The following is a 14,580-nucleotide window of genomic DNA, read 5'->3' on the forward strand; positions in this document are numbered from 1 at the left end:
CCCGCCGACTCCGCCGAAGGCGCCGACCCGCTGCCACCGCCCGCCCCGCTCGGGCTGTACCCGGGGTGCTGACCGGCCGCGCGCCCAGCACCGCGCTCCGCTGACCGCCGCGCCCAGCACCCGGCTCCACCGACCGCGCCTTGCCCAGCCGACCGCGCCTCGGCCTGTGCCCGGGGTGCTGACCGCCGCGTTGGCTGTCTGACGCGAACCGTGCGTCGTGGCGGCGGACGTTCACAAACCGCGCATTGTGCGCAGACTCAGGGAGTGTTATTTTCACGTGTAAGAGATATCTTACACGTGAAAAATCAAGGAGATCCATGAAGGCCATCCGCTATCGCGCCTACGGCGCGCCCGACGTGCTCGAGCTCCAGGAGGTCGGCAAGCCGGAGGCCGGCGACGACGGGGTGCTCATCCGCGTGCGCGCGGCCTCGGTCAACCCAGGTGACTGGCACTTCATGCGAGGCTCGCCGTACGTCTTCCGTGCCATGGCCGGGCTGACCCGGCCCAAGGCGCACGTGCTCGGCTTCGACCTGGCGGGGCAGGTCGAAGCGGTGGGCAAGAACGTCACCCGGTTCCAGCCCGGCGACGAGGTGTACGGCGTGTGCAAGGGGGCGTTCGCCGAATACGTCACCGTGCCCGAGGGCGGGCTGGTGGCGCGGAAACCGGCCGGACTGACGTACGAGGAGGCGGCGGCGGTGCCCACGGCGGCCCTGACCGCGTTACAGGGCATCCGCGACAAAACGCAGGTCGGCGGGCGCAGGGTGCTGGTGAACGGCGCCTCCGGCGGGGTGGGGACGTTCGCGGTGCAACTCGCCAAGGTTTTCGGGGCCGAGGTGACGGCCGTGTGCAGCGGGCGCAACCTGGATCTGGTCCGGTCGATCGGCGCCGACCACGTCATCGACTACACCAAGGTGGATTTCACGCGAAGCGCGGGGAAATATGACCTCATTCTCGACAATATTGCGAATCACTCGTTATCTGCCTGCAGGCGCGTACTCACTCCGCGCGGTACCTTCGTGCACAACAGCGGCTCGGGCGGCCCCTGGATCGGGGTCATGGGCCGTATAGTCCGGCTTCTCGTGTTGTCCCTGTTCGTACGCCAGAAGCTGGTCTCACTCCTGATGAAGGAGAACGGCGACGACCTCGTCCTCCTGCGCCGATTGCTCGAATCGCAGGAAATCGCCCCCGTCATCGACCGGACCTACCCGTTGAGCGAGGTTCCCGAGGCCGTCGGCTATCTCGAACAGGGGCACGCCAGAGGGAAAGTCGTCATCACGATCTGACGCTCGGATGGCCCGGTTGAGTGGCGCGCGAGCGGGCTGCGGCATGGCGATGCGTGACGGATCCGCATATGTTCTGCCTTTTCCGGCGTCGTGACCCAGGGGTTCGTCCCGCATTTGCTCGACCGACCCCGTTTCGGGCCATCGCCGAGGGCCACCGGGTCCTCAAGCCCCGCGGCCTGCGGGCCTTTTTCCGAGTGACGGGAAAGGCGATTCCCATGCGTGATCGCGGGCCATGTCGGAAAGGGAGCAGGTCGTACGGATTCCGCGGGTGGGGGGCCGAGGCGTCCAGGACCCGGATGTTCGCCGGATTGCGGCGGACGCACGACGACGGCACCGTCATGCGCTCAACCACCTCCTTCGCCCGGATACGTACTCGGCGCGAGCGGCTGTGATAATAATACCGGTATAGTTATCGACGAGGAGGCGTTGTGATCGAGCTCAAGTCAGCCGGAGAGATAGCCGCGATGCGGGAGGCGGGCAAGGTCGTCGCCGGCGTCCACGCGGCGGTGCGGGAGCGGGCCGGCATCGGGGTGACGCTGAAGCAGCTCGACGAGGTGGCCAGGACCGTCATCGAGGAGGCCGGCGCGGGGGGATCGTTCCTCGGCTATCACCCTTCGTTCGGCGCGACGCCATACCCAGGGGTGATCTGCACCTCGGTCAACGGGGTGATGCTGCACGGCCTGCCGACGTCGTACCGGCTGCGGGACGGCGACCTGATCAGCGTCGACTGCGGCGCGTACATCGACGGCTGGCACGCCGACGGCACCGTCAGCTTCACGGTCGGGCACGCCCGCGAGGAAGACCTCAAGCTGATCAAGGTCGCCGAGGAGACGCTGGCCGCGGGCATCGAGGCGGCCCTGCCCGGCGGCAGGATGGGCGACATCGGGCACGCCATGTCCACGGTCGGGCGCGGGGCCGGCTACGGAATGCAGAACGACTTCGGCGGCCACGGCATCGGGCGGGCCATGCACGAGTCGCCGTTCGTGCCCAACGAGGCGCGCAGGGGCCGTGGCCTGCGGCTGCGGCCCGGCCTGGTCATCGCGATCGAGCCGAGCCTGATGGCCGGCGGCGGTGACGCCTACTACATGGCCGACGACGGGTGGTCGGTGTGCTCGGGCGACGGCAGCAGGAGCGTGCACGTCGAGCACACCGTCGCCATCACCGGCGACGGCCCGGTCGTCCTCACCGTCGCGTAGGCTCCCGCATCCCGAACAGGAACCTGGTCACCCGCGTCCTGCGCACCAGCACGTCGTAGACGGCGACCGTCAGCACCAGCGACAAGGCCACGATCACCACGTACTCGACCAGGATCGGCGCCTGCCAGCCGACCACGAAGAAGGCCACGGCCACGACGATCGGCTGGTGCAGGATGTAGAGCGGCAGCACGGCGGCGGCCAGATAGGCGGGCACGTGGGCGGGCACGTGGGCCGGGAGCCCGTTCGGCGGCCCGGCGGGTGCCGGGGCGGGGCGCGGGCGATCGAGGGCGCCGAGGATCGCGACCAGCCAGCACCATCCGGCCAGCCCGTACAACGTGCGCATCCCGACCGCGAGCGGGGTCAGGTCCGTGAACGCGTCCGCGCCGGGGGCGTCGCCCGCGATGATGAAGCCCGGCACCCCCACCACCATCAGCAGGGCGCCCACGACGGCCGCGATCCGCCGGTTGCGCCGCATCGCCGCGCGGAAGACGGGATCGGTCACGAGCAGGAAGCCGTACAGGAAGAACACCAGGTACGCCCAGCGGTCCCAGCCGCCGAACGCCTCCTCGAGGCCGGCGATCGCGCAGATCGCCGCGATCGGCAGGCCGAGCAGCAGGATCGCGCCACGCGGCTGGGAGAACGCGACCAGGCGTTCGCGCGAGCGCAGCGCCCAGCCACGCGGCACCCACCGCACCAGCGGTGCGAGCACGAGCGAGAAGGTCAGCAGCAGCACCACGAACCACAGGTGTCCGGTCTCGAAGTATGCCCCCTCCACGAGGAACGGGAAGTCGCCCGGATCCGGCCGCACGGCGAAGAACTTCGGTAGGAACTCCAGGTAGGACTCGTGATAGCCGGGGTCGGCCCGCAGCCGCAGCCACTGAGGCACCGGCAACATCGTGACCAGGGCGAACAGCAGCGGCACGCCCAGCCGCGCTAATCGTTCCACGGCGAACCCGCCGGGCCCCCGGCGGCGCAGGGAGTGCCACGCTCCCAGCCCGGCGATGAGGAAGAGCAGCGGCATCGCCCAGATCACGCAGAGCGCCGCGATGATGAACGTGATGTCGGTCGTCTCCGCGTTCTTGACGTAGAAGTCGTCGCGCGAGTCGAACACCAGTGACGCGTGGAAGAACACCAGCCCGACGACCACGAGAGCGCGCATGGCGTCGAGTTCGGTGCGCCGTTCGCGGGTCGCGGTGCTGGACGATCCGGTGTCTGCGATCATGACTGCCTCCCGTGACAGGCACCAGTCTGGGGCCACGGGCGGGCGCGCGCCATGGTCGCGGAAAGGTCACGTGATCATCGCCCGCTCCTCCCGGGAGCACATCTGATCGTCAAGCCGGATGTTCATCGGCACGGCTATGCCAGGCGCTGCTTTCACGCACGTCAAGAACGAAACGCCGGAGTTTGTTGAAGAAGGCGGCAGGGCAGATCTCACCCCGGTAGCTACGGAGAGTAGTCAATAGGTACCAGAGGAGATAACATGTACAAATCAGGCCTCATCCTGGCCGGGCTCGTCGGAGGGCTGCTCATGTCCGGCGGCTCCGCGTACGCGGCGACGTTCAACGACGGCCGCGACGGCGATGTGAAGATCGTTCTCATCTGCGGTGATGGAAGCATCGGTCAGCGCGTCGACAACCACCAGAACGCCAGCGGCATTCTCGGCATCAGCATCGGCAACACCCTGAACCACGTGCTCAGCCACGAGCACAGGGAGTGCAACATCGGCTGAAGTCACTTCTTCAGCCGCTGGGCGCCAGGGGTCCGTCCAAGAGGGCGGGCTCCTGTGTCGTGCCCGGCCGCGTGTGCGCAACGGGGGGTCCGTCTTGCGAGGTGGACCCCCTTTGTCGTGCCCGGCCTCGGATGGTAAGGCCGGCCCTGTGAAGCACACGTGATCGTCAAGCGGGACGATCTCCGGCACGGCTTTGCCAGGCGCTGCTTTCGTGCAGGTCAAGAACGAAATCGCACGAGTTTGTCGACGAGCGGGGCAGGGCAAACACTTCCCGGTAGCTACGGAGAGTAGTCATTAGGTACCAGAGGGGATAAGACATGTACAAATCGGGGCTCATCCTGGCCGGGCTCGTCGGAGGGCTGCTCATGTCCGGCGGCTCCGCGCTCGCGGCGACGTACGACGACCGCGATCACGACCGCGAGGTGAAGATCGTTCTCATCTGCGGTGACGGCAGCATCGGCAGGGAGGTCGACAACCAGCAGAACGCCCAGGGCCTGCTGGCCGGCGTCGGTCTCGACAACGTCCTGAACCACGTGCTCAGCCACGAGCACAGGGAGTGCAACATCGGCTAGGTCACGTCTCAGCTGGTGAGTAATGATGAGGGGCCTGTCCTGCGGGGCGGGCCCCTCCACCGTGCCGGGGGTCGTACGCGAAGGCCGCGGCGAAGGAGTTGCGGGCGATCCGGTCGAGCTGCTCGCCGGTCATTCCCAGCTCCCGCCGCAAGGCTTCGTAGTTGTCCTCGACGTAACCGCCGAAGTAGGCGGGATCGTCGGAGTTGACCGTCACGACCAGCCCTTCGTCCAGCATCGCGGGCAGGATGTGGTCGCGCAGGGACGGCACCACCCGCAGCCGCACGTTCGACAGCGGGCACACGGTCAGCGGGATGCGCTCCTCCCTCAGCCTGGCCACGAGCTGCGGGTCCTCCATCGCCCTGATGCCGTGGTCCACCCGCTCCACCCCCAGCACGTCGAGCGCCTCCCACACGTAGTCGGGCCCGCCCTCCTCGCCCGCGTGCGCCACCCGGTGCAGGCCTTCTGCGGCGGCGATGTCGAAGACCCGCCGGAACAACGACGGCGGATAGCCCACTTCCGCCGAGTCGAGCCCCACCCCGATGAAATGCTCACGGAACGGCAGCGCCGCCCGCAGCGTCCGCTCCGCCTCCTCCGCGCCCCGGTCACGCAGGAAACACAGGATCAGCGCGGCGGGCACCTCGCCGTCGCGCAGCGCCGCCGACAACCCGCCGAACACCGCCTCCAGCGGCACGCCCCGGCTCGTGTGCGCCTGCGGGTCGAAGAAGATCTCCGCGTGCCGCACGCCCTGCGCGGCGGCCCGCCGCAGGTAGGCGGCGGCCAGGTCGTGGAAATCCTCCTCGGTACGCAGGACCGCCAGGTTGTCGTAGTAGACGTCCAGGAACGAGCGCAGGTCGGCGAAGTCGTTGCGGGCGCGGACGGCCTCCACGTCGAAGGCCGGCAGCTCGATTCGGTTACGCCTGGCCAGGTCGACGACGAGCTCGGGCTCAAGGGTGCCTTCGATGTGCAGGTGGAGTTCCGCCTTGGGACGCATGGCACCGAGTAAACCGGACCACCCGGCCCGGCAGATATCGTGCGAACCTCTGAACTCTCGCAGGGATTTCCGTGCGGAAACCTCCCTCTGGGCGAGCCGCTCCGCTGCCGTCCGTGGTACGGATTGCGGCGGCCGTCCATGCGGCCTGGCATACCATCGGATTTCATGAGGCTGGCGGATCTGCTCGCACGCGACGACCTGCGGCTGACGCTGGTGACAGGTGATGCCGCGCTCGACCGCGAGATCCGGCGCGCCTACCCGACCGACCTGCCCGATCCCCGCCGCTACCTGCAGTCCGGCGACCTCGTCCTGACCAGCGGCGTGTGGTACTCCGAGCCGCCCGACTGCGAGCGCTTCGCCGACGCGCTGTGGGCCAGCGACGCCGCCGGCCTGGTCGTGGGCCTGATCGTGCTCGGCGAGCTGCCGCGGGAGCTGGTCAAGGCGTGCGAGCTGCGCCGGCTGCCTCTGCTGCTGGCCGCTCCCGACCAGTCGTTCGGCGCGATCACCGAGGTGGTGACCGTCGAGGGGTTCGCCGCCGAGCAGCGCAGGGCCGAGCGGGTCAGGGCGCAGACGCTGCTCGACGTCCTCGGCCAGATTCCGCCCGGCGAGGTCTCGGCGCATATGCGGCTGCTCGGCGCCGACCCCGGCCTGCCGACCGCGGCCATGGCGGTCACCCAGACCGGCGGCCCCGAGCACGACCTGCCGGAGCTGCTGCACGAGGGCCTGGCAAGAAAGGGACGGCACCTGATCGTCGGCGGCACGCCGCGCGAGGCGATCGTGCTGGTCAACGGCCGGGCCTCACGCAAGAGCCTGGCCGACGAGCTGCGCGGGCTGGTCGCCGGGCGCCCGGGGATCAGCCCGGGGATGAGCAAGGGGACAAACTCGGCAATAAGCATCGCGGCCGGCATCAGCGAGATGGCGGCCAGCGTGTCGCAGCTCGGCGAGGCGCTGGAGACGGCCATGCGCGGCATGGAGTCGGCCAGGGGCGGTCCCGGGCCGGTGTCGATCATGTCGGTGGCCGACATCGACAGCTTCGACCTGCTCCTGGCCTCGCTGCCGGCCGGCGTGCGCAGGTCGTTCCGCGACCGTCTGCTGGCGCCCGTCGAGGACTACGACGCGCGGCACGGCTCCGAGCTGCTGCGCACGCTCGATCTCTTCCTGGAGACCTGCGGGTCGTGGCAGCGCACGGCCGACGAGCTGTACGTCCACGTCAACACGCTGCGTTACCGGATGCAGCGGATCGAGGAGCTCACCGGGCGGCGCATGTCGTCGATGCGCGACCGTACGGACCTCTATCTGGCGCTGCGGTCAGGGCAGCCCGCCCGCGACGACGGCGCCCCGTGACACGACGGCCACGATGTTGCCGGTGGCCAGGTCGTCGATGCGCTCCCACGGCCGGCCGCGCAGCACGATGAGGTCGGCGCCCAGCCCTGGCGCGATCCTGCCCACGGGCAGGCCGATCGAGTCGGCCGCGTCCGAGGTGGCCGCGCGCAGCGCCGACGCGGCGTCCATGCCGAGGATCCTGGCCATGTGGCGGACCTCGGCGAGCTGGTCGCCGAACTGCACGTGGTGGCCGTTCGCGTCGGTGCCCAGCACGAACCGCACCCCGAGCGCGGCCGCCTGGGCGAGCAGCACGTCACGGGTGGCGACGAGCTCGGCGGCCTTGGCCCTGGCCTCGGGGGTGACCGGGACGCGGCCTTCGGCGATGGCCTCGTTGATGAGCAGGGTCGGCGCCACGGGGGTGCGGCGGGCGGCCAGGACCTCGGCCAGGTCGGTGCTCATGAGGGTGCCGTGCTCGATCGAGTCGACGCCCTCCTCGACGGCCACCCGGATGCCCTCCTCGGAGTGGGCGTGGGAGGCCACCGGCATGCCGAGCGCGTGCGCCTCGTCCACGACGGCTCTGATCTCGTCGCGGGTGTAGTTGCGCCAGGCGTTCCTGTCGCCGATCGACAGCACGCCGCCGCTGGTGGTGAGCTTGATGCCGTCCATGCCCGCCCTGGCCCAGGTGCGTACGAGCTTGCGGCACTCGTCGGGCCCGTCGGCCGTGGGCTTGCGCAGCGGGGACGCGGGCGGCACGAACAGGTCGTTGTGCCCGGCGGTCATCCCCACCACGCCGTGCACCTGGACGCGCGGCCCCTGCAGCACCCCGGCGTCGAAGGCCCGGCGCAGCGCGACCTGGGCCTCGTCGCCCGCCAGGTCGCGCAGTGTCGTGACGCCGTGCCGCATGGCCCGCTGGGCGTGGGCCACGCCGTGCAGCACCTGCTCGTCGCGCGTGGTGACCAGCGGCCACGTCGCGAAGTCGGGCGGGTCGCCGGGGCCGGCGTGGCCGATCAGGTGGACGTGCGTGTCCACCAGGCCGGGGATGACGCACAGGTCGTCGTGGCGGGGCGCGGCGGGGCTCACGTCGGTGATCCGGTCGGGCTCCCAGCTCAGATCGACAGGGCCGCGAAGTTCGGTACCGTCCCAAAGGGGGATTCCGTCGAGTCTCATTTCACGCCCGACGCTACCTGAGCCCTCGGGCCGCTGGAGGGATCTACGGTCCTCGCCCCGTGCTCTCGTAGGGACCTACAGGGGTCGCCAGCGGTTTTCCCGCCATCCCGCGCGAAGGCCATCCACCGGGCCAGAAGTCCGAAAATACCGTCACTTGATGGTAATAATCGGTAGATAACGTCCTGACCTGCATCTTCACGGCCGCTCAAGGAGAATCATGGCTACCTTCGACCGTCGCGCGTTCCTGCGGACGACAGGTCTGGCCGGTCTGGCGCTCGGTCTGGCCGCCTGCGGCGACAGCGGCTCGCCGGGCGGCTCCTCCTCCGGCGGCGGGCTGGGCTCGATCAAACTCCAGCTCTCCTGGAAGAAGAACGTCGAGTTCGCCGGCGAATACTTCGCCGACAACAACGGCTACTACAAGGCAGCCGGATTCTCCCAGGTCGAGCTGCTGTCGGGCGGCGGCTCCGGCACCTCGGTCGAGTCGGGACTGGCCACCGGGCGCTGCTGGGCGGGCCTGTCCGCGCCCACCATCACCGCCCCCGCCGTGTTGCAGGGCGCCCCGCTGAAGATCGTCGGCGCGACCTTCCAGAAGAACCCGTTCGCCATCATCTCCCTGAGCAAGAACCCGATCGAGAGCGCCAAGGACCTGCCCGGCAAGAAGATCGGCGTCCAGGACTCCAACGAGCTGGTCTGGAACGCGCTGCTCAAGGCCAACGGCATCGACGAGGGCAGCGTGACGCGGGTGCCGTTCCAGTCCGACCCCTCGATGTTGACCTCCGGGCAGCTCGACGGCTACGTCGGCTTCGTCACCAGCGGCCCCGTACGGCTGAAGATGGAGGGCCACGACGCCACCCACCTGCTGCTCGCCGACGCCGGCCTGCCGCTGGTCGCCGAGACGTTCACGGTCACCCAGGAGACCATCGACAACGAGCGCGACAAGCTCAAGGCGTTCCTGACGGCCGAGATCAAGGGCTGGAAGGACGCCGTCGCCGACCCGGCCAGGTCGGCCGAGCTGGCCGCCACCGTCTACGGCAAGGACCAGAACCTCGACGTCGAGGAGCAGACCGAGGAGGCCAAGATGCAGAACGAGCTCGTCGTCACCCCCGACGTCAAGGCCAACGGCCTGTTCACGATGACGCCCGAGCTGATCGAGCAGAACATCGCCTCGCTGGCCAAGGCCGGCCTGAGCGTCAAGGCCGAGCAACTGTTCGACCTGACCGTACTGGACGAGGTCTACAAGGCCGACCCGAGCCTGAAGTTGTCATGAGCGAGCTTGTCGAGGCCATCGATGAACACAGCGCAGGCATCCGCGTCACCGGGCTGAGCAAGACGTTCGGCAAGGGCCTGACCGCCGTCGACGGCGTGGACCTCCGTACGCCGAAGGGCTCGTTCCTGTCGTTGCTCGGCCCGTCCGGCTGCGGCAAGTCGACGGTGTTGCGCATGCTCGCCGGGCTGGAGCAGCCCACCAGCGGCGAGATCCGGGTGAACGGCGAGACGCCCGCCGAGCTGCGCAGGAGCCACCACCTCGGCATCGCCTTCCAGGACTCGGCCCTGCTGGCCTGGAGGAGCGTCGCCGCCAACATCCGGCTGCCGCTGGAGGTCGCCGGGATCAGGCCCGAGCCCGGCGTCATCAACGACCTGATCAAGCTGGTCGGCCTCGAAGGGTTCGAGAAGGCCAGGCCCGCCGAACTGTCGGGCGGCATGCGCCAGCGCGTCTCCATCGCCCGCGCGCTCGTCGTCAAGCCCAGCGTGCTGCTGCTCGACGAGCCGTTCGGCGCCCTTGACGACATGACCAGGCAGCGGCTCAACCTGGAGCTGCTGCGCATCTGGACGGAGAAGCCCGCCACCACGTTGATGGTCACCCACGGGATCGGCGAGGCGATCTTCCTGTCGGACGTGGTCGCCGTCATGAGCCCGCGCCCCGGCCGGATCGTCGAGCTGGTGGAGATCGGCCTGCCGCGCCCGCGCACGCCCGGCATGATGCGCACGCGGGAGTTCCACGCCCTCCACGACCACCTCAGCGACCTGCTGTTCGGGCACGGATCATGAGACGGGCGCAGGGACTGGCCGGTGTCGTCGCCCTCGTCGTGCTGTGGTGGCTGCTGGCCGTGACGGTGTTCGCCGGCGGCGGCGCGGTGCCCACGCCGTGGGCCGTGCTGGCCGCGATGGGCGACGACGGCTGGGCCTTCTACGGCCCCAACGTCACTGCCACCGTGTCCGCGGCGGCGCAGGGCTTCCTGTGGGGCAACGGGCTGGCCATCGGCGTGGCGCTGTTGGTGTTGCTCGTGCCGCGGCTCGAAGCCGTCGCCACCCAGCTCGCCGTGATCAGCTACTGCGTCCCGCTGCTCGCCATCGGCCCCGTCGTGCTGGTCGTCTTCGGCGGCGAGGCCACCGTGGTGTTCCTGGCCGCCATCTCCGTCTTCTTCACCACGCTCATCGGCGCCCTGCTCGGGCTGCGCTCTGCCGACCAGGCCGGCCTCGACCTCGTCACCGTCTACGGCGGCGGCCGCCTGGCCAGGCTCCGCTACGTGCAGGTCATCTCGGCCCTGCCCAGCACGTTCGCCGGCCTGAGGATCTCCGCACCCTCCGCGCTGCTCGGCGCGATCATCGGCGAATACCTCGGCAGCAACGACCAGGGGCTCGGCGTCTCCCTGATGATCTCGCAGCAGCAGTTCCAGGTGCCGCGGACATGGGGGCTGGCGCTCGTGGCCGGGCTGATCGCCGGTCTCGGGTACGCCGTCGTCGCGCTCGTCGCCCGTGTGGTCACCCCGTGGTCGAAAGGCGAGGCGCAGTGATCGGCCGGACCATCCTGCGGGTCGTCGGGCCACTCGCGCCCTGCGTGGTCATCGTCGTGGCCGCGTGGTGGCTGGCGCTGGAGGCGTTCGGCATCAGCCCGCTCGTCGGCAAGCGCCCGCCCCAGGTGTGGGACTATCTGACCGCGTCGGAGGCCCACCGCGAGGCCGTGTTCGGCGCGCTGGGCATCACCGTCAGGGACGCCGCCATCGGATTCGCCTCGGGGATGGTCGCCGCGATGGCCGTCGCGGTCATGTTCGTGTTGTTCAGGACCGTGGAGCAGACGTTCATGCCGGTCGCGATGCTGCTGCGCTCGGTGCCGCTCGTGGTGATGACGCCGCTGATCACGCTGATCTTCGGCAGGGACCTGGTGGGCGTCGCCGTCATCGGCGGCATCGTGGTGTTCTTCCCCGCGCTGGTGAACATCGTCTTCGGGCTGAGATCGGCCTCGCCGCAGGCCACCGACCTGGTCATGGCCTACGGCGGCACCCGCATGACCGTCCTGCGCAAGGTGGCCGTGCCGACCGCGATGCCCGCGGTCTTCGCCTCGGCCAGGATCTCGGTGCCGGCCTCGATCATCGGCGCGCTCATCGCCGAATGGCTGGCCACCGGCGAAGGGATCGGCGCGGAGATCCTGCGGGCGATCGGCGGATTCCGCTACGACGAGGTGTGGGCGGACATCGTGGTGGTCACGGCCGTGTCCATCCTCGCGTACGCGGTCGTCGGCGTGGTCGAGTCGCTGGTGCTGGCCCGCTTCTCCGACCGGGCCTGAGACCGGAGGGGAGACGCGGGCCCGGCCGCGGTCCTTTGTGCGGGGGGAGGCGCGGCCGGGCCCGCCCGGAGGGAAGCGTGTGGGCGTGCGGTGGGGAACCGGCGCTGGGGCCGGTGAAGCCCGACGCTCCCTTGGCTTCAACGAGCGGCGAAGATCTGGGTCCAGGCCTGTTTCTCGGCAATGTATCCGACGCCGATGTGGGTGAACGAGCAGTTGAGGATGTTCTTGCGGTGGCCTGGGCTCTTCAGCCAGTCCTTGAGCACCGTGGCGGCGGCGGGGTAGCCCATGGCGACGTTCTCGGCGATCAGGCTGTAGGGGAAGCCGACCGCCTTGATGCGCTCCCCGAACGTGCGCCCGTCGGAGGTGTGCTTGAGACGCCCCTTGGCCGCCATGTCCGCCGAGTGGCGGTCGGCGGCGAGGTGCAGCCTGGGGTGGTGGATGAGGGGCTTGCAGTCGTTCCCGGCCCGCGCCTTGTTGGTGAGCTTGACGAGCGCCTCCTCGTCCGCCGAGGCGAACTTGCCGCACGCCAGTCGCGCCGTGCGTGACTTGGCTGTGCGCCCCTTGGCGTCGAGCGCGATCACGTGGTAGGTGCGCGGGGTGGTGGTGCAGCGCACCCGCGCGGTGACCGATCCGGTCCTGACGGTCTTGGAGCCGCTCTTGACGACCCGGTCAGGGCCGGACACGGCCAGCGCGATGCGCACCCGGAGCAGTGCCTTGCCGGAGCAGCCCGACCTGGTGGCCGTGCCGCTGACGAAGCCGTGGGAGACCGTGGGTTTGGCCGCGGCCACCCGGCAGGCCTGCGCGCTCGTGGCTGCCTGCGCGGCCGGTGCGGGGAAGGTCAGCGCAGCCAGACTCCCGAGGCAGGCCCATGCCTTGAGCTGTCTGCGCATTCTCTCCTCCGGGTGGGCGGTCGCCACACAAGGTCGAATCGCATTCTGGCGCTCCAAGGTTGGCTATGTCCTGAAAAGACCGCTCCAAGTGGCTGAATCGTGATGCAGCCCGCGTTATCGGGGTAAACCGCTGCGGCCCCCTGCGCGTCAGGAGGCCGCCGCGTCCCCTTACAGGGTGATCAGCCGCTACCGGATGATCAGCACTGCGCGGGCTTCATCCAGGAGCACTCCAGGTCGCCCGCCGGGCCCGGGTCCGTGGTGCGGAGCTGGACGGGGTCGCCGCCCGCCGCGGTACGGGAGAACTGGGCGAGGCGTACGGCGATCTTGTCCTCGATGTCCTTCGGCGAGCCCGACAGATACTGGTTCAACATGATCGAGAAGATCAGCGGTTCGCCGTCGGCGCTGGTGACGTAGCCGGACAACGCCGTGACCCCGGTCAGCGAGCCCGTTTTGGCATGCACGTTGCCCGCGGCAGGGGTGTCGCGCATCCGGCTGCGCAGCGTGCCGCCGACGAAGCGCTCGGCGTCGCCCGCGATGGGCAGCGACTCGTACCAGGTGCCGAACCACGGCTTGCCGCGTACGGCCGACAGGAACTGCACGATCGAACCGGGCGAGAAACCGTCGCGGCGCGACAGTCCCGAGCCGTCACGCATGTTGATCACCTGCACCCCGTTGGCCTTGGCGAAGTCGGTGGTGACCTTGAGGCCGGCCGCCCACGTGCCCTGGTTCGCCGCCTTGCGGCCCATGGCCTTGGTGAGGATCTCGGCGTGGATGTTGTTGCTCAGCTTCATGAACGGCACCAGCAACTCGCCCAGCGTCATCGACTCGTGCGCGGCCAGCTCCTTGGCGCCCTCGGGCGCCGCGCCGGTCACCGTGCGGCCGAGCACCTTGACGCCGTGCCTGGTCAGCGAATCACGGAAGAGCGAGGAGACGTAGGCCGTGGGGTCGTCGACGGCCACCCACTCCTGGTATGGGTCCGCGACCGTACCGGTGACCACGACGGTGCGGGTGCCGTGCTGCCGCTCGATGAGCACGTCGGTCTCGGCGCCCGCCGTCGCCCGATTGACGATCTTCAGGTAGCCGGTGTCCGGCGTGGTGGTCACCTTGACCTCGCCGTTCTCCGCCGTCACCGCGACGATCACCGAGCCGGCGTCGTAGTCCTTGTCGGGGGAGGCGGTCAGGGCCGAGATCGGGGCCGCGTAGTACGCGGTCTCGTCGTCCCAGGCCCAGTCGTTGCCGAGCCGCCGCGCGTCGAACCAGGTGTCGTCGGCCACGAGCTTGCCGGTGACGACCTTGACGCCCGCGCCGGCCACCTTGGCGGCCAGCGCGTCGTAGTCCTCGGCCAGCATGGTCGGGTCGCCGGTGCCGCGCAGCACCAGGTCGCCGGTCAGCACCTTGCCGGCCTTGCGCCCGGTGCTCAGCACGCTGGTGGCGAAGCGGTAGTCGAGCCCGAGCGTCTCGGCCGCCGCGGCCGAGGTGAACAGCTTGGTGTTGGACGCCGGGATCAGCAGCTTGCCGGCGTCTGTGGCGTACAGCTCCTCGCCGGTCTCCGCGCTCTTGACGACGACGCCCGCCCTGGCGATCGTGAGCCGCGAGTCGCTGAGGATCTGGTTGAGGTCCTGGGTCAGGTCGGCCACACCCGCCGAGGGGTCGAGCGCGACGGCCGGTGAGGAGGGGCTGGACGCCCACGCGAGGGCCGCGACGAGCGCGCCCGCGACGAGGGATGCTGAGGTGCGCCGCATGGGGTCTCCAAATGACTGGGGGATCGCCTGCAGCATGGAGCAGCACCGTCAGCCTGTAATCCGCAAATCTCCGTATTTATTGGAGCCTGGATTTGCCGAGACTGGATTTGCCGCAGCGTGGA

At 69.6% G+C, this 14,580-nt stretch carries 14 protein-coding genes; 9 read left to right on the forward strand and 5 right to left on the reverse strand.

The annotated features are described in order from the left end of the window. Positions 1–317 precede the first annotated feature (317 nt). Entirely contained in the window at positions 318–1,283 is a 966-nt protein-coding gene (locus tag E1294_RS00005; RefSeq protein ID WP_132503519.1) for an NAD(P)-dependent alcohol dehydrogenase, read from the forward strand. A 428-nt stretch (positions 1,284–1,711) separates the two neighbouring features. Continuing rightward, positions 1,712–2,479: a type I methionyl aminopeptidase gene (gene map / locus E1294_RS00010; protein WP_132503520.1), complete on the forward strand. Its 768-nt coding sequence runs from the start codon at positions 1,712–1,714 to the stop codon at positions 2,477–2,479. On the opposite strand, the gene E1294_RS00015 is transcribed toward map, so the two are convergent. Further along, positions 2,466–3,701 carry an acyltransferase family protein gene (locus tag E1294_RS00015; protein WP_132503521.1) on the reverse strand — a complete coding sequence of 412 codons (1,236 nt, stop codon included), beginning with the start codon at positions 3,699–3,701 and terminating at the stop codon, positions 2,466–2,468. The two genes, map and E1294_RS00015, sit on opposite strands and share 14 nt — an antisense overlap. Before the next feature lie 258 nt (positions 3,702–3,959). Here E1294_RS00015 and E1294_RS00020 point away from each other — a divergent pair, with 258 nt between their 5' ends. Both E1294_RS00020 and E1294_RS00025 read left to right on the forward strand, forming a co-directional pair. Then, a complete protein-coding gene (locus E1294_RS00020; RefSeq protein WP_132503522.1) occupies positions 3,960–4,208 on the forward strand; it encodes a hypothetical protein in 249 nt (82 codons plus the stop codon). Between the two features lie 317 nt (positions 4,209–4,525). Beyond that, positions 4,526–4,780 carry a hypothetical protein gene (locus tag E1294_RS00025; protein ID WP_132503523.1) on the forward strand — a complete coding sequence of 85 codons (255 nt, stop codon included), beginning with the start codon at positions 4,526–4,528 and terminating at the stop codon, positions 4,778–4,780. 1 nt (position 4,781) lies between these two features. Here the strand turns inward: E1294_RS00025 and E1294_RS00030 are convergent, their stop codons facing one another. Then, positions 4,782–5,771, reverse strand: a complete 990-nt coding sequence (locus E1294_RS00030; RefSeq protein ID WP_132503524.1) for an adenosine deaminase — start codon at positions 5,769–5,771, stop codon at positions 4,782–4,784. A gap of 165 nt (positions 5,772–5,936) precedes the next feature. On the opposite strand from E1294_RS00030, the gene E1294_RS00035 reads away from it, so the two are divergent. Further along, entirely contained in the window at positions 5,937–7,115 is a 1,179-nt protein-coding gene (locus tag E1294_RS00035; protein WP_165977005.1) for a PucR family transcriptional regulator, read from the forward strand. Here the strand turns inward: E1294_RS00035 and E1294_RS00040 are convergent. Continuing rightward, a complete protein-coding gene (locus tag E1294_RS00040; RefSeq protein WP_132503526.1) occupies positions 7,080–8,261 on the reverse strand; it encodes a metal-dependent hydrolase family protein in 1,182 nt (393 codons plus the stop codon). The genes E1294_RS00035 and E1294_RS00040 overlap by 36 nt on opposite strands. Before the next feature lie 217 nt (positions 8,262–8,478). Between E1294_RS00040 and E1294_RS00045 the strand changes: the two genes are divergently transcribed. Genes E1294_RS00045 through E1294_RS00060 form a run of 4 tightly spaced genes read left to right on the forward strand, consistent with a single transcriptional unit; the run spans position 8,479 to position 11,826 of the window. After that, a complete protein-coding gene (locus tag E1294_RS00045; protein ID WP_132503527.1) occupies positions 8,479–9,528 on the forward strand; it encodes an ABC transporter substrate-binding protein in 1,050 nt (349 codons plus the stop codon). Further along, positions 9,525–10,310, forward strand: a complete 786-nt coding sequence (locus tag E1294_RS00050; RefSeq protein ID WP_132503528.1) for an ABC transporter ATP-binding protein — start codon at positions 9,525–9,527, stop codon at positions 10,308–10,310. The genes E1294_RS00045 and E1294_RS00050 overlap by 4 nt, the downstream gene beginning before the upstream one ends. Continuing rightward, positions 10,307–11,056: an ABC transporter permease gene (locus E1294_RS00055; protein ID WP_132503529.1), complete on the forward strand. Its 750-nt coding sequence runs from the start codon at positions 10,307–10,309 to the stop codon at positions 11,054–11,056. Before E1294_RS00050 ends, E1294_RS00055 begins: the two co-directional genes overlap by 4 nt. Then, on the forward strand, positions 11,053–11,826 hold the full coding sequence (locus tag E1294_RS00060; protein ID WP_246082721.1) for an ABC transporter permease: 774 nt from the start codon (positions 11,053–11,055) through the stop codon (positions 11,824–11,826). Before E1294_RS00055 ends, E1294_RS00060 begins: the two co-directional genes overlap by 4 nt. Positions 11,827–11,963: 137 nt before the next feature. On the opposite strand, the gene E1294_RS00065 is transcribed toward E1294_RS00060, so the two are convergent. Further along, positions 11,964–12,716, reverse strand: a complete 753-nt coding sequence (locus E1294_RS00065) for a CAP domain-containing protein (protein ID WP_132503531.1) — start codon at positions 12,714–12,716, stop codon at positions 11,964–11,966. A gap of 197 nt (positions 12,717–12,913) precedes the next feature. Further along, on the reverse strand, positions 12,914–14,458 hold the full coding sequence (gene dacB, locus E1294_RS00070) for a D-alanyl-D-alanine carboxypeptidase/D-alanyl-D-alanine endopeptidase (protein WP_132503532.1): 1,545 nt from the start codon (positions 14,456–14,458) through the stop codon (positions 12,914–12,916). Positions 14,459–14,580 lie beyond the last annotated feature (122 nt).

The organism is Nonomuraea diastatica, assembly GCF_004349015.1.
Classification (GTDB): Bacteria; Actinomycetota; Actinomycetes; order Streptosporangiales; family Streptosporangiaceae; genus Nonomuraea; species Nonomuraea diastatica.